The sequence below is a fragment of the Variovorax sp. CCNWLW225 genome (assembly GCF_037204045.1).
Lineage (GTDB): Bacteria > Pseudomonadota > Gammaproteobacteria > Burkholderiales > Burkholderiaceae_C > Variovorax.
Genome location: NZ_JBBCBV010000006.1, coordinates 98,297 through 118,574, shown reverse-complemented (window position 1 = coordinate 118,574; position 20,278 = coordinate 98,297). Strand labels below are relative to the sequence as shown.

The 20,278-nt window shown below is 64.1% G+C and carries 21 protein-coding genes and 1 tRNA gene; 17 read left to right on the top strand and 5 right to left on the bottom strand.

What is annotated here, in order from left to right; all coding sequences use genetic code 11:
- Positions 1-68 precede the first annotated feature (68 nt).
- The gene (locus V9L20_RS13310; RefSeq protein ID WP_337296953.1) at positions 69-938 is read left to right on the top strand and encodes an alpha/beta fold hydrolase; all 870 of its coding nucleotides are present in this window, start codon (positions 69-71) and stop codon (positions 936-938) included.
- Positions 939-951: 13 nt separating this feature from the next.
- Here V9L20_RS13310 and V9L20_RS13305 read toward each other — a convergent pair.
- Together V9L20_RS13305 and V9L20_RS13300 are read right to left on the bottom strand one after the other, a co-directional pair.
- A tRNA-Arg gene (locus V9L20_RS13305) sits at positions 952-1,026 on the bottom strand.
- Between the two features lie 70 nt (positions 1,027-1,096).
- Entirely contained in the window at positions 1,097-1,336 is a 240-nt protein-coding gene (locus tag V9L20_RS13300; RefSeq protein WP_126749368.1) for a hypothetical protein, read from the bottom strand.
- Between the two features lie 293 nt (positions 1,337-1,629).
- Between V9L20_RS13300 and V9L20_RS13295 the strand changes: the two genes are divergently transcribed.
- From V9L20_RS13295 to V9L20_RS13280, 4 genes are all read left to right on the top strand, one after another.
- Entirely contained in the window at positions 1,630-2,652 is a 1,023-nt protein-coding gene (locus V9L20_RS13295; RefSeq protein ID WP_443098579.1) for a Bug family tripartite tricarboxylate transporter substrate binding protein, read from the top strand.
- A gap of 122 nt (positions 2,653-2,774) precedes the next feature.
- On the top strand, positions 2,775-3,296 hold the full coding sequence (locus tag V9L20_RS13290) for a tripartite tricarboxylate transporter TctB family protein (protein ID WP_337296951.1): 522 nt from the start codon (positions 2,775-2,777) through the stop codon (positions 3,294-3,296).
- A 21-nt stretch (positions 3,297-3,317) separates the two neighbouring features.
- The gene (locus V9L20_RS13285; RefSeq protein ID WP_258502375.1) at positions 3,318-4,847 is read left to right on the top strand and encodes a tripartite tricarboxylate transporter permease; all 1,530 of its coding nucleotides are present in this window, start codon (positions 3,318-3,320) and stop codon (positions 4,845-4,847) included.
- Between the two features lie 16 nt (positions 4,848-4,863).
- On the top strand, positions 4,864-5,700 hold the full coding sequence (locus V9L20_RS13280) for a cytidylate kinase family protein (protein ID WP_337296950.1): 837 nt from the start codon (positions 4,864-4,866) through the stop codon (positions 5,698-5,700).
- Between the two features lie 25 nt (positions 5,701-5,725).
- On the opposite strand, the gene V9L20_RS13275 is transcribed toward V9L20_RS13280, so the two are convergent.
- Positions 5,726-6,334 carry a Crp/Fnr family transcriptional regulator gene (locus V9L20_RS13275; protein ID WP_015867259.1) on the bottom strand — a complete coding sequence of 203 codons (609 nt, stop codon included), beginning with the start codon at positions 6,332-6,334 and terminating at the stop codon, positions 5,726-5,728.
- 156 nt (positions 6,335-6,490) lie between these two features.
- Here V9L20_RS13275 and oxc point away from each other — a divergent pair, with 156 nt between their 5' ends.
- From oxc to V9L20_RS13220, 11 genes are all read left to right on the top strand, one after another.
- Positions 6,491-8,311, top strand: coding sequence for an oxalyl-CoA decarboxylase (oxc, locus tag V9L20_RS13270; protein WP_337296949.1), 1,821 nt, complete (start codon positions 6,491-6,493; stop codon positions 8,309-8,311).
- Between the two features lie 29 nt (positions 8,312-8,340).
- Positions 8,341-9,618 (top strand): formyl-CoA transferase, encoded by a 1,278-nt coding sequence (gene frc, locus V9L20_RS13265; protein WP_337296948.1) that lies wholly within the window; start codon positions 8,341-8,343, stop codon positions 9,616-9,618.
- A 72-nt stretch (positions 9,619-9,690) separates the two neighbouring features.
- Entirely contained in the window at positions 9,691-10,128 is a 438-nt protein-coding gene (locus V9L20_RS13260) for a PAS domain-containing protein (RefSeq protein WP_157615917.1), read from the top strand.
- Positions 10,128-11,375 (top strand): formyl-CoA transferase, encoded by a 1,248-nt coding sequence (gene frc / locus V9L20_RS13255; RefSeq protein WP_258502370.1) that lies wholly within the window; start codon positions 10,128-10,130, stop codon positions 11,373-11,375. Before V9L20_RS13260 ends, frc (V9L20_RS13255) begins: the two co-directional genes overlap by 1 nt.
- A 160-nt stretch (positions 11,376-11,535) precedes the next feature.
- Positions 11,536-11,919: a hypothetical protein gene (locus tag V9L20_RS13250; RefSeq protein ID WP_337296947.1), complete on the top strand. Its 384-nt coding sequence runs from the start codon at positions 11,536-11,538 to the stop codon at positions 11,917-11,919.
- 7 nt (positions 11,920-11,926) lie between these two features.
- Positions 11,927-13,099: an ADP-forming succinate--CoA ligase subunit beta gene (gene sucC, locus V9L20_RS13245; protein WP_337296946.1), complete on the top strand. Its 1,173-nt coding sequence runs from the start codon at positions 11,927-11,929 to the stop codon at positions 13,097-13,099.
- A 347-nt stretch (positions 13,100-13,446) separates the two neighbouring features.
- Positions 13,447-14,346: a succinate--CoA ligase subunit alpha gene (sucD, locus tag V9L20_RS13240; protein WP_337296945.1), complete on the top strand. Its 900-nt coding sequence runs from the start codon at positions 13,447-13,449 to the stop codon at positions 14,344-14,346.
- 42 nt (positions 14,347-14,388) lie between these two features.
- Entirely contained in the window at positions 14,389-15,174 is a 786-nt protein-coding gene (locus V9L20_RS13235) for a fumarylacetoacetate hydrolase family protein (RefSeq protein ID WP_337296944.1), read from the top strand.
- Between the two features lie 41 nt (positions 15,175-15,215).
- Positions 15,216-16,229, top strand: coding sequence for a 2-dehydropantoate 2-reductase (locus tag V9L20_RS13230; protein ID WP_258502366.1), 1,014 nt, complete (start codon positions 15,216-15,218; stop codon positions 16,227-16,229).
- A 65-nt stretch (positions 16,230-16,294) separates the two neighbouring features.
- Positions 16,295-17,710 (top strand): pyruvate kinase, encoded by a 1,416-nt coding sequence (gene pyk / locus V9L20_RS13225; protein WP_337297043.1) that lies wholly within the window; start codon positions 16,295-16,297, stop codon positions 17,708-17,710.
- A gap of 74 nt (positions 17,711-17,784) precedes the next feature.
- The gene (locus V9L20_RS13220; RefSeq protein WP_258502364.1) at positions 17,785-18,732 is read left to right on the top strand and encodes a LysR family transcriptional regulator; all 948 of its coding nucleotides are present in this window, start codon (positions 17,785-17,787) and stop codon (positions 18,730-18,732) included.
- 21 nt (positions 18,733-18,753) lie between these two features.
- Here the strand turns inward: V9L20_RS13220 and V9L20_RS13215 are convergent, their stop codons facing one another.
- Positions 18,754-18,990, bottom strand: a complete 237-nt coding sequence (locus V9L20_RS13215) for a hypothetical protein (protein WP_337296943.1) — start codon at positions 18,988-18,990, stop codon at positions 18,754-18,756.
- Positions 18,991-19,110: 120 nt separating this feature from the next.
- Here V9L20_RS13215 and V9L20_RS13210 point away from each other — a divergent pair, with 120 nt between their 5' ends.
- Positions 19,111-19,971 (top strand): LysR family transcriptional regulator, encoded by an 861-nt coding sequence (locus V9L20_RS13210; RefSeq protein ID WP_337296942.1) that lies wholly within the window; start codon positions 19,111-19,113, stop codon positions 19,969-19,971.
- On the opposite strand, the gene V9L20_RS13205 is transcribed toward V9L20_RS13210, so the two are convergent.
- Positions 19,968-20,273: a hypothetical protein gene (locus tag V9L20_RS13205; protein ID WP_126749353.1), complete on the bottom strand. Its 306-nt coding sequence runs from the start codon at positions 20,271-20,273 to the stop codon at positions 19,968-19,970. The two genes, V9L20_RS13210 and V9L20_RS13205, sit on opposite strands and share 4 nt — an antisense overlap.
- Positions 20,274-20,278 lie beyond the last annotated feature (5 nt).

Below are 20,278 nucleotides of genomic sequence, written 5' to 3'. Positions count from 1 at the left end.
GGGGTCTTCACACGCAGCGAAATGCTTCCTATCCTGCGGAGTGATTTAACCGGTCAAGGAGTTCTGACATGAACCCGGCAACCCCGCAACGGCTGCGCTTGTCCGGCGGCACGGAGCTGGCCTTCATCACGGCGGGGGAGGCCTCCAAGCCCGCCGTACTGCTCCTGCACGGATTTCCGAGCTCCGCGCGCGAGTTTCGGGACGTCATACCCGAGCTGTCGCAAGTCGCCCATGTGATCGCGCCCGACCTTCCCGGCTTTGGCCAGTCCGATGTTCTGCCGTCGCCTTCATTTGCGGCGTTCAGCGATGCGATTCTCGAACTGCTGGATCGCTTGGCGATCAAGCGCCGCTTGATCTACCTGCATGACTCGGGCGCGGCCGTCGGCCTTCAGATTGCCATGCGCGCGCCGGAGTTGGTTTCGGGGCTCGTCATCCAGAACGCGAACGCGCATCGAACCGGCTTCGGCCCCGTCTGGGACGCCCAATTGAAGCTCTGGTCGAATCCGACCAAGGAGAACGAGGCAGCCGCGGCCGTCGAACTGACCTTCGAGTTCACGCGCGAGCAATACACCGGCGGCCTGCCGGAAGAAGTCGCCGCCACGATCAGAGGCGAACCCTGGGTGGAGGACTGGAGGGTGATGAACCTTCCCGGGCGCATAGAAACCCAGCGCGCGCTCATTGCCGACTACAGGAGCCACGCCGCGCGTTTCGATGCGATCGCGAAGTACCTGAAAGAATGGCAACCGCCCGCGCTCATGCTATGGGGCCGTCACGACCCCTACTTCGATATCGCTGAAACGCTGTCGTGGATGCAGGACCTGCCGCGCATGGAAGCGCATGTTTTCGACGGCGGGCATTTCCTGCTAGAGACGCACGCGGCCGCTGCCGTGGCGCTCATGCTTGACTTCATCAGGCGCACGCAACGTGGCGGCATCTGAACTTGGTGTGCGGTGGTGCCTTCGACAGGAATCGAACCTGTATCTGAGTCTTAGGAGGACCCCGTTCTATCCATTGAACTACGAAGACGCGGTGGACGGCCCGAACTTTACCAGTTCGCTTGCGCTTCGAATCGACCCCTGCTTGGGGTCGGCAGCGCTCAGCGCAGGCCGACGCGCGAGGCGTGCCAGCGCAGCACGGCTGCGCGCGCCGGGTCGGACGCTTCGATGCGGTCGGCGCGCGTTTGAAGGGCGCGCATTTCTTCGACCTCGCTGATGATCTTGCCTGGGCTCAGCAAGGCCTGAACGAGCACGCTTGCTTCTTCCGCAAGCGCCTTGAGCGCGCCAGCCAAGCCACTGCCGAATGTGCTCGCGCTGGACGATCGGTCAAGGGTAGACATAAAAGGGACTCCTGGATCTGGTGAGTGGGTAGACCCCTCTATTCTAGGGTTTACCCGAATACACCCTGGAGCGGGGGAAATGGGCACCCGCACGCACCGGGAGTGGGCTCCGCGCGGCTCGCTTGCGCAGCCCGTCCAACCACACGGCGCGGGCTAACCCCAAGACAAAATCTTTGAAAAGTTGACCATGGTCAAGCAAGCGATGTTCGTGCTGCGCGCACCATCTGCCCTGTTCGCATCTCGGCTCAGATTCTTTAAAAAATAGAGCGCACCCTTACACAGGAGACAACATGATGAAGAACTTCTTTTCGCGTGCCCACGCTTGCCGGGCCAAAGTCTTTACCGCTGCCATGCTGGCACTCGCGGCCACCGCACCAGCTGCAGCATGGGAACCCGCCAAGCCGGTGGAGTTCGTGATTCCAGCGGGCACCGGCGGAGGCGCCGACCAGATGGGCCGATTGCTGCAGGGCATCGTCATCAAGTACAAGCTCATGAAGGAGCCGCTGATCGTCGTCAACAAGTCGGGCGGCGCGGGCGCCGAAGGCTTTCTGGCGGTGAAGGAAGCCAAGGGCGATCCGCACAAGATCATCATCTCGCTGTCCAACCTGTTCACCACGCCCATGGCCACCGGCGTGCCGTTCAACTGGAAGGACATGACGCCTGTAGCGATGCTGGCGCTCGACCAGTTCGTGCTGTGGACCAATGCCGAGCAGCCGTACAAGAGCGCCGCGGAGTACATCGCCGCAGCCAAGGCGGCGGGACCGAGCAAGTTCAAGATGGCCGGCACCGGCTCCAAGCAGGAAGACCAGATCATTACCGTGGCGCTCGAGAAGGCCACCGGCACCAAGTTCATCTACGTGCCGTTCAAGGGCGGCGGCGAAGTGGCGGTGCAGCTGGTGGGCGGCCATGTGCAGTCGACCGTGAACAACCCGATCGAGGCCGTGGCCCAGTGGCGCGCGGGCAAGCTGCGTGCGCTGTGCGTGTTCGACGACGAGCGCATGCCGTTCAAGGCCAAGGTCACCGAAACGCAGTCGTGGAACGACATTCCCACCTGCAAGGAAGCCGGTGTTTCCACCAAGTACACGATGCTGCGTGGCATCTTCATGGCCCCGGGCGTCACGCCCGAGCAGCGCGCTTTCTATGTCGACCTGCTGACCAAGATCGCAGCCACGCCCGACTGGAAGGAATACATGGAGAAGGGCGCGTTCAACCCGACGTTCATGACGGGCGAACCCTTCACCAAGTGGCTGACCGAAGCGGAAGCCACGCACCGCACGCTGATGAGCGAAGCCGGTTTCCTGGCCAGCAGCAAGTAGCAGCAATCGAGCGCCCTGCAGCGCTCCTTGCCTGAGGACGCGGCCGCCGGCCGATACGCGGCGGGCGGGGCGCTGCACTCTCGTTTCTTTCTCGGTACATACACACGAACGATGAGGTCTCCATGGAGCACGACGAGAATTCCGAAGGCGCGGCACGCACCGGCGTAGCGACCAACGTGGTCGAGGCGGTGGTTGCAGCGGTCCTGCTGGTAATAGGCCTTGTAGTCATCGTCGAGAGCCAGAGGCTGGGCTCCGGCTGGACCAGCGACGGCCCCGGCGCGGGTTACTTTCCCTTCTACATCGGCGCGATCATCGCGATCTCCGGCGCCGGCATCCTGTATCAGGCGCTGCTGGGCAAAGAGAAGAAGACCGAAATCTTCGTCGACTCCGTGCAGCTCAAGCGCGTGCTGTCGGTGCTTCTGCCGGCCATCGTGTACGTACTCGCAATCTCCTTGCTCGGGCTGTACCTGGCGTCGGCGATCTACATCGCGCTCTTCATGGTGTTCCTCGGCAAGTACTCGTGGGTGAAGAGCGTCATCGCGGCACTGGTCGTCAACACGGTTTTCTTCTTCATGTTCGAGGTGTGGTTCAAGGTGCCGCTGTTCAAGGGCGCTCTCGATCCCCTCCGATTCCTCGGCTACTGAATTTCACGGAGCAAACGCGAAATGGAAGAAATCAGCGCCCTGCTGCAGGGCTTCTCGGTGATCCTCACCCCCATGAACATCGGCCTGATGTTCGTCGGCATCATCCTGGGGGTACTGATCGGCGTGCTCCCGGGGCTCGGCGGCGCCAATGGCGTGGCCATTCTGCTGCCCCTCACGTTCACGATGTCGCCCACCTCGGCGATCATCATGCTGTCGTGCATCTACTGGGGGGCGCTGTTCGGCGGCGCCATCACCTCCATCCTGTTCAACATCCCGGGCGAGCCGTGGTCGGTGGCCACCACCTTCGACGGCTACCCGATGGCGCAGCAGGGCAATGCAGGCGCCGCGCTCACCACGGCGTTCACCTCGTCGTTCATCGGTGCGCTGCTGGCGGTGATCATGATCACCTTCCTGGCGCCGCTGGTGGCCAAGTTTGCGCTGAAGTTCGGCTCGCCCGAATTCTTTGCGGTGTACCTGCTCACCTTCTGCAGCTTCGTGGGCATGGGCAAGGGGTCGCCGTTCAAGATCCTGGCTTCCATGGCGCTCGGCTTTGCGCTGGCGAGCGTGGGCATGGACACGGTCACAGGCCAGCTGCGCCTCACCTTCGGCCAACCCGAGCTGATGCGAGGTTTCGACTTCCTGATTGCGGTGATCGGCCTGTTCGGCATCGGCGAAATTTTGCTGTCGATGGAAGAGGGCCTCAAGTTCTCGGGCAAGACCGCGAAGATCGATCCGAAGGTGGTGCTGCAGACTTGGAAGCAGCTGCCGCAGTACTGGGTCACGTCGCTGCGCAGTTCGCTCATCGGCATCTGGATGGGCATCACGCCCGGCGGCGCCACCCCGGCCTCGTTCATGGCCTACGGCCTGGCCAAGAAAATGTCCAAGCGCGGCTCCAAGTTCGGCACCGGCCAAATGGAAGGCGTGGTTGCGCCCGAGACCGCGGCGCACGCCGCAGGCACCAGCGCGCTGCTGCCGATGCTGGCGCTGGGCATTCCGGGTTCGCCCACCGCCGCGGTGCTGCTGGGCGGCCTGCTGATCTGGGGCCTGCAACCCGGGCCGCTGCTGTTCGTCGAGCAGAAAGACTTCGTCTGGGGGCTCATCGCCAGCATGTACCTGGGCAACATCGTCGGCCTCATCGTGGTGTTGAGCACGGTGCCGCTGTTCGCTTCGATCCTGCGCATTCCGTTCTCGATCATTGCGCCGGTGATCATCGTGATCTGCGCCATTGGCGCCTACACGGTGCACAACGCGATGCTCGACATCTGGTTCATGCTCGGCTTCGGCGTGGTGGGGTATCTGTTCAAGAAGCTCGACTTCCCGCTGGCGCCGCTGGTGCTGGCGCTGGTGCTCGGCGACAAGGCCGAAGACTCGTTCCGCCAGGCCATGCTGGTCTCGCAGGGCGATGTGATGATCATGTTCTCCAACCCGCTGGTCGGCGGCATCACCACCCTGGCGCTGGTGTTGCTGTTCTGGCCGCTGATCTCCAAGGTGCTGGCCTTCATCAAGCCGAAGAAGCCGGACGAGTTTGCCGTCGAGCGCCCCGTGGACTGACCGGAGAACAACCAACATGCCAGTGATTGCACTCACCCAGGAGATGGGCTCCCTCGCCAAGGACGTGTCGCAGCGCCTTGCCGAGCAGCTCGGCCTCGAGATCATGCGCCACGAGACGATCGAGCGCGTGGCCGACCGCATGCAGGTGCCGACCAGCTTCATCGGCCGCCTGCGCGACGGCAAGGCCGGCTTTGTCGAACGGCTCACCGCCGACAAGCGCAGCCTCGCGCTCTACACGGCCGAAGAACTCTTTGCACTGGCGGACCGCGGCAACGTGGTGCTGCGCGGCTGGGGCGCCACCTGCCTGCTGCGGCCTGTGCCACACGTGGTGTGCGTGCGCATCACCCGCTCGATGAAGAAGCGCGTCGAATGGCTGATGGCGCACCTGGAAACCGACGATGCCGAGTTTGCCGAAGCCGAGATCCGCCGAAGCGACGACGCGCACGCGGCGCGCATGCATGCGCAGTTCGGCGTGACATGGGGCGACCCGGTGCTCTACGACCTGGTGCTCAACACAGATCGCATTTCGGTGGACAGCTGCGTGGCGCAGATCCGCTCGCTGGTGGAGCGCCCGGAGTTTGCCGAAACACCGGCCTCGCGCGCGCTGCTGGCCAACATGACACTTGCGGCGCGCGTGAAGTCGGCGCTGAAGGACAACGAGGCGACCAGCGACATCCGCGTGACCGTCGAGGCCGACCAGGGCAAGGTAAAGCTGAGCGGCATCGTTCTCAATGCGGAAGAACGCGCGCTTACGGAGGACGTGGCCTCCAAAGTGGGCGGCGTAAGCAGCGTGGACAACGCGCTGCGCCTGATGACCGTTCCGCGCCGCTTCGCATCGTCCAAGCAGACCTGAATACCGCGCGCGACTGGGTGCCTGCCTAGATCTTTCCGCGCTTGCGCAGGCGGCTAAGGGTTTCTGCGGAGAGGTTGAGATACGACGCAAGCTCCTTGCTGGGAATGCGGTCTTCCAACTCGGGGTGCTTGCGCATGAACCGGTGCACGCGCCCTGGTGCGTCGAGCAGGTGCAGGGTAATGGTGTGCGCCATGATTTCGCTCATGCCGCGCATCACGCAGTATTCGAACAGTTCCTTGGTCTCGGGGTGGCGGTCGAGGAACGCGATCCACTCCTTCAGCGGCAGGCTGGCCACCCGGGCCTTGGTGACGCACACGATGCCGTAAGGCGTGGGCGTGCCCAGGCGCAGGGCCGCATAGCTCGTTTCCATGTCGTGCGCATCGGCAAAGCGCAGGATCATTTCCTTGCCCTCGGGGTTGCTCACCACCCGCTTGAGGATGCCGTCGAGGATGAAGTACTGCTCCATCTCGCGCACGCCCTGGTGCAGCAGAAAGTCGCCCTTGTTGCCGTCCACGATGACGAGATGGGTTTCCAGCTCGGCGCGTTCGCTCTCGCTCAGGTCCTTGAGAAGGATGTTCTGCCGGAGCTGCGCGCGAATGATGTTTTTCTCCGGATGGTTTTCCAACAAAGTCATGGGGCCCGTCTTGCTCGAATTCGCAACAACAACTTCTGGTTCATCTGGCTGGTGCCGTTTTCCGGAAAGTTGACCGAGGTCAACGCCCGAAAGACATGCCCCGAATCATAGTCCCGGCTCGGGCCTCGGCCATTCACCCCAGCAAGAAGGAGAGACATGTCTTCAGTAAGAACGGATAAAGAGGCATCCACGACCCTCGACGACGCCCTCAAGCCAAAGAACAAGGCTGCCGAAGGCGACGCGGTCGTGCTCGCACTCAAGCAACCGCCGGAAGAGGCGCACGACAACACGATCGACGGCTTCCACCTGGTCATCGATGCGCTGAAGCTGAACGATATCGACACGATCTTCGGCTTGCCGGGCATCCCGATCACCGACCTGACGCGCATGGCCCAGGCAGAAGGCCTGCGCGTCATCTCGTTCCGCCACGAGCAGCATGCGGGCAATGCCGCGGCGGCTGCGGGCTTTCTCACGCAGAAGCCGGGCATCTGCCTCACGGTGTCCGCGCCGGGCTTCCTGAACGGCCTGACGGCGCTGGCCAACGCCACCACCAATTGCTTCCCGATGATTCTCATCAGCGGATCGAGCGAGCGCGAGATCGTCGACCTGCAGCAAGGCGACTACGAAGAGATGGACCAGCTGGCGATCGCCAAGCCGCTGTGCAAGGCCGCCTTCCGCGTGCTGCATGCCGAAGACATCGGCGTGGGCATTGCACGGGCCATCCGCTCGGCGGTGTCGGGTCGCCCGGGCGGCGTGTACCTCGACCTGCCGGCCAAGCTGTTTGCGCAGACCATGGACGCCGAGGCCGGTCGCAGGTCGCTCATCAAGGTGGTCGATCCGGCCCCGCGCCAGATTCCGGCGCCCGATGCGGTGCAGCGCGCGCTCGACCTGCTCAAGGGCGCCAAGAAGCCGCTGATCCTGCTCGGCAAGGGTGCCGCCTACGCACAGGCCGATGCCGATATCCGCGCGCTGATCGAGAAGACCGGCATTCCCTACCTGCCGATGTCGATGGCCAAGGGCCTGTTGCCCGACACGCATGCGCAATCGGCCGCGGCGGCGCGCTCCTATGTGTTGCAAGAAGCCGACGTGGTGATGCTCGTGGGCGCGCGCCTCAACTGGCTGCTCTCGCACGGCAAGGGCAAGACCTGGGGCCAGGAGAAGGGCGCCAAGCAGTTCATCCAGATCGACATTGCACCGACCGAGATCGACAGCAACGTGGCGATTGCCGCGCCGGTGATCGGCGACATCGGCTCCTGCGTGGCGGCGCTGCTCGCGGGCGTCGATGCCAAGTGGGCCAAGCCGCCGGCCGAATGGACCGGCGCCATTGCCGAGCGCAAGGACAAGAATCTGTCGAAGATGGCGGTGACGCTGGCCGCGCGGCCCTCGCCGATGAACTTCCACAGCGCGCTGAGCGTGATTCGCGACCAGGTGAAGGCCCGGCCCGACGCCATTGTGGTGAACGAGGGCGCCAACACGCTCGACTTCGCGCGCAGCATCGTCGACATGTACGAGCCGCGCAAGCGCCTGGACGTGGGCACGTGGGGAATCATGGGCATTGGCATGGGCTTTGCCGTGGCCGCCGCGGTGGTCACCGACAAGCCGGTGATTGCCATCGAAGGCGACAGCGCCTTCGGCTTCAGCGGCATGGAGGTGGAAACCATCTGCCGCTACAACCTGCCGATCTGCATCGTCGTGTTCAACAACAACGGCGTCTATCGCGGCACCGACGTCAATTCCAGCGGTACGCCCGACGTGGCGCCCACCGTGTTCGTGAAGAACGCACGCTACGACAAGCTGATGGAAGCCTTCGGCGGCGTGGGGGTCAACGCCACCACCGCGGACGAACTGCAGAAGGCGCTGGCCGAAGCCGTGGCTTCCCGCCGCCCCACGCTCATCAACGCCGTGATCGACGAGACCGCCGGCACCGAGAGCGGCCGCATCACCAGCCTCAATCCGGCCACGGCCAAGAAGAAGTAATCCGTTCATTCAATCAGGAGATCGCAGCAATGAGCAGCAACAACAAACCCCTCAACGGCATCAAGATCATCGACTTCACGCACGTGCAAGCCGGTCCGGCATGCACGCAGATGCTGGCTTGGTTCGGCGCCGACGTGATCAAGGTCGAGCGCCCGGGCGCCGGCGACGTCACGCGCAGCCAGCTGCGCGACATTCCGAATGTCGACGCGCTGTACTTCACCATGCTCAACAGCAACAAGCGCTCGATCACGCTGGACACCAAGAAGCCCGAAGGCAAGGCGGTGCTGGAGAAGCTGATCCGCGAATCCGATGTGCTGGTGGAAAACTTCGGCCCCGGCGCGCTCGACCGCATGGGCTTTACCTGGGCGCGCATCCAGGAACTGAACCCCAAGATGATCGTCGCCTCGGTCAAGGGCTTCAGCGACGGCCACCACTACGAAGACCTGAAGGTGTACGAGAACGTGGCGCAGTGCGCCGGCGGCGCCGCCTCCACCACCGGCTGGTGGAAGGGCGAAAACTCGGTGCCCACCATCTCGGCGGCCGCACTGGGCGATTCCAATACCGGCATGCACCTGGCCATCGGCATCCTGACGGCCATCATCGGCCGCCAGCAAACGGGCAAGGGCCAGAAGGTGGCCTGCTCGATGCAGGACGCCGTGCTCAACCTGTGCCGCGTGAAGATGCGCGACCAGCAGCGCCTGGACAGCGTGGGCTACCTGGAGGAATACCCCCAGTACCCGCACGAGATGGACGCCTTCAAGGACAAGGTGGTGCCGCGCGGCGGCAATGCCGGCGGCGGCGGCCAGCCGGGCTGGATCTTGAAGTGCAAGGGCTGGCAGACCGACCCCAACGCCTACATCTACTTCACGGTGCAGGGCCATGCCTGGGACCCGATCTGCGACGCGCTCGGCAAGCCCGAGTGGAAGACCGACCCGGACTACATGACCCCCAAGGCCCGTCAGCCGCACATCGACCAGATCTTCGCGACCATCGAGGACTTCATCAAGGACAAGACCAAGTTCGAGGCGGTGGACATCTTCCGCAAGCACGACATTCCTTGCGCCCCGGTGCTGTCGATGAAGGAGCTGCTGCACGACGAGTCGCTGCGCAAGAGCGGCTCCATCGTCGAAGTGCCGCACAAGGAGCGCGGCAGCTACTGGACCATCGGCAGCCCGATCAAGTTCTCGGACCTCAAGCCCGAGGTCACCGCCTCGCCGCTCTTGGGCGAGCACACTGACGAAGTGCTGGCCGAACTGGGCTACACCAAGGAACAGATCGCCAACCTGAAGGAAGCAAAAGCCGTGTAGCGGCTCCCCCAGCTTCGCCCGCTCCCACGGCGGGCGAAGCCGGGAATCGACATTGAAGCGCCAGAGGTAAACATGCAAGCGAACGTTGATTTCAAGCAGCTCGTCGAAGGCGCCGGCGACGCGATCATGGTGTGCGATGCGAAAGGAGCGATCACGCTCTGGAACCGCGCCGCCGAGCGGATCTTCGGCTTTACCGAAGCCGAGGCACTGGGCCAGTCGCTCGACATGATCATTCCCCAGCGGCAGCGCCAGCGCCACTGGGACGGTTACCACAAGACCATGGAAACCGGCATCACCAAGTACGGAGCCGACCTGCTGCGCGTTCCCGCGCTGCACAAGGACGGGCACACGCTGTCGATCGCCTTCACGGTGTCGATGCTGTTCTCGGAGGATCGCGAGGTCACGGGCATCGTTGCCATCGTGCGAGACGAAACCGCCCGCTTTGCCGAAGAGCGTAAATTGCGCGCTCGACTGCAAGAAGCAGAGACCACGATCAAAGGAGACAGCTGATGAGCAAGGCACTTGAGGGCGTTCGCATTCTCGACTTCACCCATGTCCAGTCCGGCCCCACCTGCACCCAGCTGCTGGCGTGGTTCGGCGCCGACGTGATCAAGGTGGAGCGCGCCGGCGAAGGCGACGCAACGCGCGCACAGCTGCGCGACATTCCCGGTGTGGACAGCCTCTACTTCACGATGCTGAACCACAACAAGCGCTCGATCACGCTGGACACCAAGAAGCCCAAGGGCAAGCAGGTGCTCGACTCGCTGATCAAGACGTGCGACGTGCTGGTGGAAAACTTCGCACCCGGCGCGCTCGACCGCATGGGCATTACCTGGGCCCACATCCAGGAGCTGAACCCGCGCATGATCGTGGCCTCGGTCAAGGGCTTCGGCCCCGGCAAGTACGAGCACTGCAAGGTGTACGAGAACGTGGCGCAGTGCGCAGGCGGCGCGGCATCGACCACGGGCTTCGAAGACGGACCGCCGGTGGTCACGGGCGCGCAGATCGGCGACAGCGGCACCGGCCTGCACCTGGCGCTGGGCATTGTGGCGGCGCTTTACCAGCGCAACAACACGGGCCGCGGCCAGCAGGTGCTCGCGCCCATGCAGGACGCGGTGCTGAACCTCTGCCGCGTGAAGATGCGCGACCAGCAGCGGCTGGAGCGCACCGGCACCATGCACGAGTACCCGCAGTACCCCGACGGCAAGTTCGGCGACGCGGTGCCGCGCGCGGGCAATGCATCGGGCGGCGGCCAGCCGGGCTCCATTCTCAAGTGCAAGGGCTGGGAGACCGATCCCAACGCGTACATCTACTTCATCACTCAGGGTGCTGTGTGGCCGGCTGTGTGCAAGGTCATCGGCGAAGAAGGCTGGATTACCGACGAGGCCTATGCCACGCCGGCGGCGCGCCTGCTGCACCTGAAGCCGATCTTCGCGCGCATCGAGCAATGGACCATGACCAAGACCAAGTTCGAGGCCATGGACATCCTCAACCAGTACGACATTCCGTGCGGGCCGATTCTTTCGATGAAGGAAATCGCCGCCGACGAGTCGCTGCGCGAGACCGGCACCATCGTCGAGGTGGACCACCCCACCCGCGGCAAGTACCTGACGGTGGGCAACCCGATCAAGATGTCCGACAGCCCGACCGAAGTGACGCGCTCGCCGCTTCTCGGCGAGCACACCGAAGAGGTACTGACGCAGCTCGGCTATACGGCGGGCGACGTTGCGGCGCTGCGCGCCGAGGGCGTGATCTGAGCTTGAGCTGAAGAAACGCTGTTTTTGAAGGCCGGAAGAATTGCGGGTGCAAATTCACCCGCTTCGGGAATTCACGGCCATTTATGTATAACTTATCGCGAATGCATTCAATAAAATAGTTTAACTATTATTTATCGATCATCGAATCTACATTTTGATCATGCCGACACGCAAAACATTTGCCGCACGGCGTTCAATTTCTAGGAGAAATTTCATGATCGATGATTTGCCGGTTCAATATTGGAGCAGTGAAACGGAGCGCAATGCCTACAACGCAGCGTTCTACGAATTGGGGTTCCGCTGGCATTGGGATCGCGAAATCTACTGCCAGCTCCTGCGCCAGAGCCAGGACGGCATCGAGCGCGTGTGCAATTACCTGACCGACCACCAGCCGCATCTTCTGCGCGCCTACGACGCCAAATTTCTGGCTGAAATGATCGAGCAGAAGAAGGAAGAGCATCAAAAGCGGGAGCTCGAAGCCGGCGCCATGAAAAAGCGCTATTTCAATTGGGCCGAAAGCCGCGGCGCCGAACTCGGCGCCTGAAATTGCCATGAATATCCACGAATACCAAGGCAAGGACGTATTGCGCAAATACGGCGTGCCCACGCCGCGTGGATATGCATGCTTTTCGCCCGACGAGGCAGCCGATGCCGCCACGCGGCTCGGTGGCCGGGCCTGGGTGGTCAAGGCGCAGATTCATGCCGGCGGCCGCGGCAAGGGCGGCGGTGTCCGGCTGGCCTGGTCGGCAGCCGAAGTGCGGCGCCACGCCGACGAGTTGCTGGGCATGACCTTGAGAACGCACCAGACCGGCCCCGAAGGCCGCCTGGTCAAGCGCCTGCTGGTCGAGGAGAGCGTCGAGATCGAGAAGGAGTTCTATCTCGGCATGGTGGTCGACCGGGAGTCGCGCCGCGTCGCGCTGATGGCGTCGAGCGAAGGCGGCATGGACATCGAAGAGGTTGCGGCGCGCACGCCGGAAAAAATCCGCAAGCTGTTCATCGACCCCGCCACGGGCGTGAAGGCGGCCGAGGCCGACGGCCTGGCACGCGACATCGGCTTTTCCGGAAAGGCGATGCTGCAGGTGCGCACGCTGGTGCAAAGCCTCTACCAGGCCTTCGACGCCTGCGATGCATCGCAGGCCGAGATCAACCCGCTGGTGCTGACACGCGACGGCCGCGTGATGGCGCTGGATGCCAAGTTCAACTTCGATCCCAACGCGCTCTTCCGCCAACCCGAGATCGCCGCGATGCGCGACTTCGACGAGGAAGACCCGGCCGAGGTGGAAGCTTCGAAGTTCGACCTTTCCTACATTCCGCTCGAAGGCGACATCGGTTGCCTGGTGAACGGTGCAGGCCTGGCGATGGCCACGATGGACGCGATCAAGCTCTACGGCGGATCGCCGGCCAATTTTCTCGACGTGGGCGGCGGCGCCACGGCCGAGAAGGTGACGGAAGCCTTCAAGCTGATGCTGCGCAACTCGAATCTGCGGGCCATCCTGGTCAACATCTTCGGCGGCATCATGAAGTGCGACGTGATTGCGCGCGGCATCATCGCCGCGGCGCGCGAGGTCGATCTATCGGTGCCACTGGTGGTGCGCATGAAGGGCACCAACGAAACCCTGGGGCGAACCATCCTCGGGCAATCGGGGCTTCCGATCATTTCTGCCAACGACATGGCGGATGCGGCCCAGACGGTTGTGGCTGCGGCTCGTAGGGGGGCTCGATGAAGGGTCGCTGCTTGATTTGCCGGGTCGTGCGTTCAGGGCGGCGCACCCGCCGACGGGGTACCTTTCTCCGCGAATGTCCCCCGGGGCTGCGCCCCTCCTCCTTTATTTCGCTGCGCAAGGCACCCCATCGACGTGTGCGTGATGAACGTCGGTCGTTGATCGGCTGTACACCAGCAGCGTGCCCAAGTGCACAGGGCATCGGGTGCTCCGCGCAGCGAAATAAAGGAGGAGGGCGAAGCCCGGGGGACATTCGCGGAGGGGAGTACCCGGTGGCCTTTGCACCCGCCCTGAACAACAGCGCTAAAGAACAACAGCCGCCCCAAGAACAAGAGACGGAGAGCTGAGACATGTCGATCCTGATCAACAAGCACACCCGCGTGATCACCCAAGGTATCACCGGCAAGACAGGACAGTTCCACACCGCCATGTGCCGCGACTACGGCCACGGCCAGAAGTGCTTCGTCGCCGGAGTCAATCCCAACAAGGCAGGCAAGTCATTCGACGGCATCCCGGTGTTCGGCACCGTAAAAGAAGCCAAGGCCGAGACCGGTGCCACCGTGTCGGTCATCTACGTGCCGCCACCCTTCGCGGCTGCTGCCATCGACGAGGCTGTGGACGCCGGCCTCGACCTCGTTGTATGCATCACCGAAGGCATTCCGGTGCGCGACATGATTCGCACACGCCACCGCATGGAGGGTAGCAAGACCTTGCTGCTCGGCCCCAATTGCCCCGGCCTCATCACGCCCGACGAAATCAAGATCGGCATCATGCCCGGCCACATTCACCAGAAGGGCCGCATCGGCGTCGTGTCGCGCTCGGGCACGCTCACCTACGAGGCCGCGAGCCAGCTTGCGAGCTTCGGCATCGGGCAGTCGACCGTGGTCGGCATCGGCGGCGATCCGGTCGGCGGGCTGCGGCACATCGACGTGCTGAAGATGTTCAACGACGATCCTCGCACCGACGCCGTGATCATGGTTGGTGAAATTGGCGGCAACGACGAAGAGATCTGCGCGCGCTGGATCAAGGACCACATGCAAAAGCCTGTGGTCGGCTTCATTGCCGGCGCCAGCGCACCGCCCGGCAAACGCATGGGTCATGCAGGCGCCATGGTCTCCGGCGGCAAGGGAACCGCGCAGGAAAAGCTCGCGGTGATGAAGGAGTGCGGCATTCACGTGACCGACAACCCCGCCGAAATGGGCAAGCTGCTCGCGTCGCTCGTGGTCCCAGACTACCTGCCTTTCGACTGAGCCCTGCAAAACCACTCCAACAGAAACCAAGGAAGGCACGACATGCAGCAGCAAGCACAGCAACAACAGCGATGGGTCCGTTTCGAGCACGGCGGTGAAACCGGCTTCGGCACGCTCGACGGCGACACCGTGCACGAGCACCGCGGCAACATGTTCGAGCGCCCAGAGCCCACCGGCCGTGTGTTCGTGCTTTCCGGCGTGCGGCTGCTCACGCCCACCGAGCCCACCAAGGTCATCGCGTTGTGGAACAACTTTCACGCGCTCGGCGAAAAGCTCCAACTGCCGGTGCCTGCGGAGCCGCTCTACCTGCTGAAGTCGCCCAACTCCTACCTCTCGCCCGGCGCGGACATCCGCAAGCCCTTGTGCGACGGCAAGGTGGTGTTCGAGGGCGAGCTCGGCATCGTCATCGGCGAGACCTGCACCGCGGTGCCGGAGGCCGAGGCGCTTGGCCATGTGTTCGGCTACACCTGCGCCAACGACGTAACGGTGGCAGACATACTGAATCGCGATGCTTCCTTCGCACAGTGGGTGCGCGCCAAGGGCTTCGACACCTTCTGCCCGATGGGCCCGGTGGTGGCCACCGGCCTCGACCCCGCCACGCTGACCGTAACCACGCTGCTCAACGGCGAGGTGCGGCAGAACTACCCGATCAGCGACATGCGCTTTTCGGTCCAGCAACTCGTCAGCCTGATCTCCCTCGACATGACGCTGTACCCCGGCGACGTGATCCTGTGCGGAACTTCCATCGGCGTCGGTTCGATGAAGCCCGGCAGCCTTGTCGAGGTGGAGATCGGCGGCATCGGCAAGCTCGGCAACCGCTTCGGCTGATGCCTGCCCGCGCGCAAAGAATCAACAACTTGGGGATCGACATGAAGATAGCAGTCATCGGAGCGGGCGCCATTGGCGGCCTGGTGGGCGCCAAGCTCGCCCTGGCCGGCGAGGACGTGACGTTCATCGTGCGCGGAAAGAATCTCGACGCCATTGCCACCAACGGCTTCAAGCTCATCGGGGCCGATGGCACCGAGCAGGTGGCGCTGAATGCAAAAGCGACAGACCGCTACGACCAGGCGGGTCCGCAGGACATCGTCATCCTGGCGATGAAGGCGCACCAGGTGGAGGCCGTGGCGAACGACGTTCCCAAGCTGTTCGGGCCCGAGACCGTCGTGGTCACCATGCAGAACGGCATTCCCTTCTGGTACTTCCACAACCATGGCGGGGCATTGGCGGGCACGCCCGTGCGCAGTGTCGACCCCACGGGCGTGGTGGCCGCAAAGATTCCCGCCGAGCGCGTGATCGGCTGCGTGGTGTACCCGGCGTCGGAGCTGATTGCGCCGGGCGTGGTGAAGCACATCGAGGGCGACCGCTTTCCCGTCGGCGAGCTTGACGGCTCTTCTAGCGAGCGCGTCAGCCGCGTTTCGGCGTGCCTTACCGCGGCAGGCTTCAAGGCGCCGGTGCTCGACAACATCCGCTCTGAAATCTGGCTGAAGCTCTGGGGCAACCTGACCTTCAATCCGATCAGCAGCCTTTCGCACTCCACGCTGGTCGACATCTGCCAGTACCCCCCGTCGCGCGAACTGGCCGCCGCGATGATGCAGGAGGCGCAGGCCGTGGCCCACAAGCTCGACATCGAGTTTCGCGTGACGCTCGACAAGCGCATTGCCGGTGCCGAGAAGGTGGGCAAGCACAAGACATCGATGCTGCAGGACGTCGAGGCAGGGCGCGCGCCCGAGATCGATGCATTGGTGGGCGCGGTGGTCGAACTGGCGCGGCTCACCGAAACCCCCACGCCGCACATCGACACCGTGTATGCGCTCGTCAAATTGCTGGCGCGTACCATGGAAGAGCAGCGCGGCCGGGTTTGTCTTCAAGAGATGGCCGGCTAGCACCACTGGGGCTGGGCGATTTTGCGCAGCATGTGTGCGCTGTGATCAATGAAATGGAACGGATGATGCGACGTACACGCAGCGCGAAGATCGTGGCCACGCTGGGCCCTGCCACCACCGACGAGCCGGCCATTCGTGCCCTGTTCGAACGCGGTGTGGATGTGTTCCGGCTCAACTTCAGCCACGGCACGCAGCATGACCATGCGCGCCGGCTCGACACCATCCGCCGGCTCGAGGCGGAGTTTGGCCGGCCCATCGGCGTGCTGCTCGACCTGCAAGGGCCGAAGCTGCGGCTGGGCACGTTCGAAGGCGGACGCGCGCAGCTCGACGCGGGCGCGCGCTTCCGGCTTGACATGGACAAGACCAGCGGCCACGCAGGACGCGCGCCGCTGCTGCACCCGGAGATTTTTGCGGCGCTGCAGGTCGGCACCGAGCTGCTGCTCGACGACGGCAAGCTGCGGCTGCGCGTGGACAGCTACGGCGCCGACTTTGCCGAAACCACGGTGCTCGTCGGCGGGCCGATCTCGGACCGCAAGGGCGTCAACGTACCGAGCGTTCTGCTGCCCATCTCGCCGCTCACGCCCAAGGACCTCGACGACCTGGCCTGCGGCCTTGCAATGGGCGTGGACTGGGTGGCGCTTTCGTTCGTGCAGCGCCCCGAAGACATCGAAGAGGCGCGCGCCATCATCGGCACGCGCGCATGGATCATGGCCAAGCTCGAGAAGCCCGCGGCCATCGACCACCTGGATGCGATCGTGGATCTGTGCGACGGCGTCATGGTGGCGCGCGGCGACCTCGGCGTGGAGCTGCCGCCCGAGCGCGTGCCCGAGCTGCAGCGCCTCATCGTGCGCGCCTGCCGCAAGCGCGGCAAGCCGGTGGTGGTGGCCACGCAAATGCTCGAATCGATGATTGCCGCACCGGTGCCCACGCGCGCCGAAGTGTCCGACGTTGCAACCGCGGTCTACGACGGTGTGGACGCGGTGATGCTCTCGGCCGAATCCGCCTCCGGCAAATACCCGCTCGAGGCCGTGGCCATGATGGACCGCATCATCTCGCGCGTGGAGGCCGATGCGTCCTACCGAATCGGCATCGACGCCACGCACGAGGCGTCGCTCTCGACCACGGCCGATGCGGTGTGCGCTTCGATGCGCCAGGTGGCCGCACTGCTCGCGCCTGCCGCGACTGCAACGTATACCTCGTCGGGCTTTACCAGCCTGCGCGCCGCGCGCGAGCGGCCGGCCGTTCCCATTTTGAGCTTGACGCCAGACATTGCCACGGCCCGGCGCATGGCGATGGTGTGGGGCGTGCATGCGGTGCAGGTCGAGGACGTGCACGACGTGGCCGAGATGATCGAGTGCGCCTGCCGCGTGGCGTGCACCGAAGGCTTTGCAAGCACAGGCAGCGATGTTGTGGTCGTGGCCGGTCTGCCGTTCGGGCTTTCGGGAACGACGAACCTGCTGCACGTGGCGCGGATTCCCTGAGGCCTTCTCGATAGCGGCCGGGTGCGCAGTACGATGCCAGCCCGACCGCTGCTGCAGCAGCCATCTTTTTCCGAATGAAGCACGCGACCCTGCGCCAGTTGAAAGTCTTCGAAGCGGTGGCGCGCCTGCTGAGTTTTTCGCGCGCCGCGGAAGAACTGCACCTCACGCAGCCCGCCGTTTCCACGCAGGTGCGAAAGCTAGAAGAACATGCGGGCAACGCGCTCTTCGAGCAGTTCGGCAAGAAGATATACCTCACCCCCGCGGGCACCGAGCTGCTGCAGATCAGCCGCGCCATCATCCAGCAGTTCGAGGCGGCCGAGAACGCAATGCTGCAGTTCAACGGCGTCTCGGGCGGCAAGCTCAACGTGGGCGTGATCAGCGCGGGCGACTACTTCTTTCCGCGCCTTCTGGTCGAGTTTGCGAGCCGGCACCGCGGCGTGACGCTCAATTTCACGGTGCACAACCGCGAAGGGCTCATGACCCACATTGCGGAGAACCTGACCGACCTGGCGATCATGGTGCGGCCCCCGACCGACCTGGACACCGTCAACCAGCCGTTCGCGCCGCACCCCTACGTGATTGTTGCGGCGCCCAACCATCCGCTGGTGGGCGTGCCCAGAATCCCGCTGGACCGGCTGATGCGCGAGCCCTTCGTGGTGCGCGAGAAGGCCTCTGACACCTGGCATTCAATGGAAGAGGGCTTTGGCGGCGACCTGAGCGGCATCAACATTGCCATGGAAATACGCAGCACCGAAACCATCAAGCAGGCGGTGATCGCGGGCATGGGCGTGAGCTTTGTCTCGGCCCACACCATCAGCCAGGAAACCCGCGCGGGCAGCCTGCGCGTGCTCGATGTGCAGGGCTTTCCGCTGATGCTCAACTGGTACGTGGTGCACCGGCGCGCCAAGCGCCTGCCGCCGGTGGCGCAAGCCTTCAAGGACTTTCTGCTCGCCGACGGCCCGACGCTCATTTCGCAGATCGTGCCGTTCGAGTCGGCCTCGCAGGACGCGCGGCCTGCCTGAGACCGTGCGGCCGCTGGCGGGTTAGCGCAGGCCGATGTGCGAGGCGCGCGAGCGCAGCGCTTCGGCTTGCACCGGATCGGTGGCTTCGATGTTGTCCGCCGCAACTTGCAGCGAACGCATCTGCTCCACCTCGCCGATGATCTTGCTCGGGCTCAGCAGGGCCTCGGCGAGCATCAGTGCTTCGTCGACAAGCGCCTTGAACGCATCGGCAAAGCTCTCGGAAGCGGCAGCATGGAACGGTTGGCGAAGGGTTGGCATTCGGAAGCTCCTTGGTTGCTTTTTGGATGCCCCGATCTTCCGGCTGCGTTCGCATCAAGTAAAACGATATTAATTGCCATTTGAATGCAAAAATAATGCATTGAAACTGGAGGCGCCGAGATGGACATCAACCTGGCCCGGACCTTTGTCGCGATCGTGGACACGCGCAGCTTCCAGCGAGCCGCCGAGCGGCTGCATGTGACGCAGACCTCGGTGAGCGCGCGTGTGCGCACGCTCGAAGAGCTGCTGGGCCGGCCGCTCTTCGTGCGCAACAAGGCCGGCGCGGTGCTCACCGCGGCAGGCGAGCAGTTCTTGCCGCATGCCACCACGCTGGTGCAGGTGTGGGAGCGCGCACGCCATCAGGTGGCGGTGCCCAGCGGCAGCCGCGCCGTGCTCGCCATCGGCTGCGAGATCAGCCTGTGGGACCCGCTGCTGCTGCAATGGCTTCTGTGGATGCGCACCGCCGCGCCGCACCTGGCCATTCGCACCGAGGTCGGTTTTCCACACGACCTGCTCGACAAGGTTGCGGCCGGCGTGCTCGACATTGCCATTGCCTATGCACCGCAGCAGCGGCCCGGCCTGCGCGTGGAGCTGCTCATCGAAGAAAAGCTGGTCATGGTCACCACCGCGCAGCGCCCGCGCGTGCCCAAGCCTGCAGACTATGTGTACGTGGACTGGGGCCCGGAGTTCGCGGCGCAGCACGGCCTCGCGTTTCCGGAGCTCTCGAATGCGGCGGTGATGGCGGGGCTGGGGCCGCTCGGCCGCGAATATCTGCTGGCTGCGGGCGGCACGGGCTACTTCAGGCACGACGTGGTGCGCAGCCATCTCGAATCGGGCCGGCTGCGCCGCGTGCCCAACACGCCGGAGTTTCTGTACCCGGCCTATGCGGTGTATGCGGTGGGCGCGGATGCAGCCATCGTGGATCCCGCCCTGGCGGGCCTCAGGCAGGTGGTGAAGACCAAACCTGCCAATACGGACTAGGTGGGCGTGAGCGTGTGCCTTGCGTGCTCCACGCGCTCTTCGTGTGATTGGAGCAGCGACTCGTAGTAAAGGCACAGCGGCATGGCGATGAACACCATGCCGGCCACGTAGACGATCAGGCCCATCAGCGGAAAGTCATCGCCGCCCCAGTAGGGGATGGACGCCACCGCGGCGCCCGCCGCAATGGCGGCAATCACGCAGCGGAGTGCGTTGCGCAAGAACGTGGTTCGCGAGTACCCAGGGGGGTCGTACTTCTGACGGTCCAGCCGGGAACACTCGCCCTTGTCTCCATCATCGTGCATCGTCG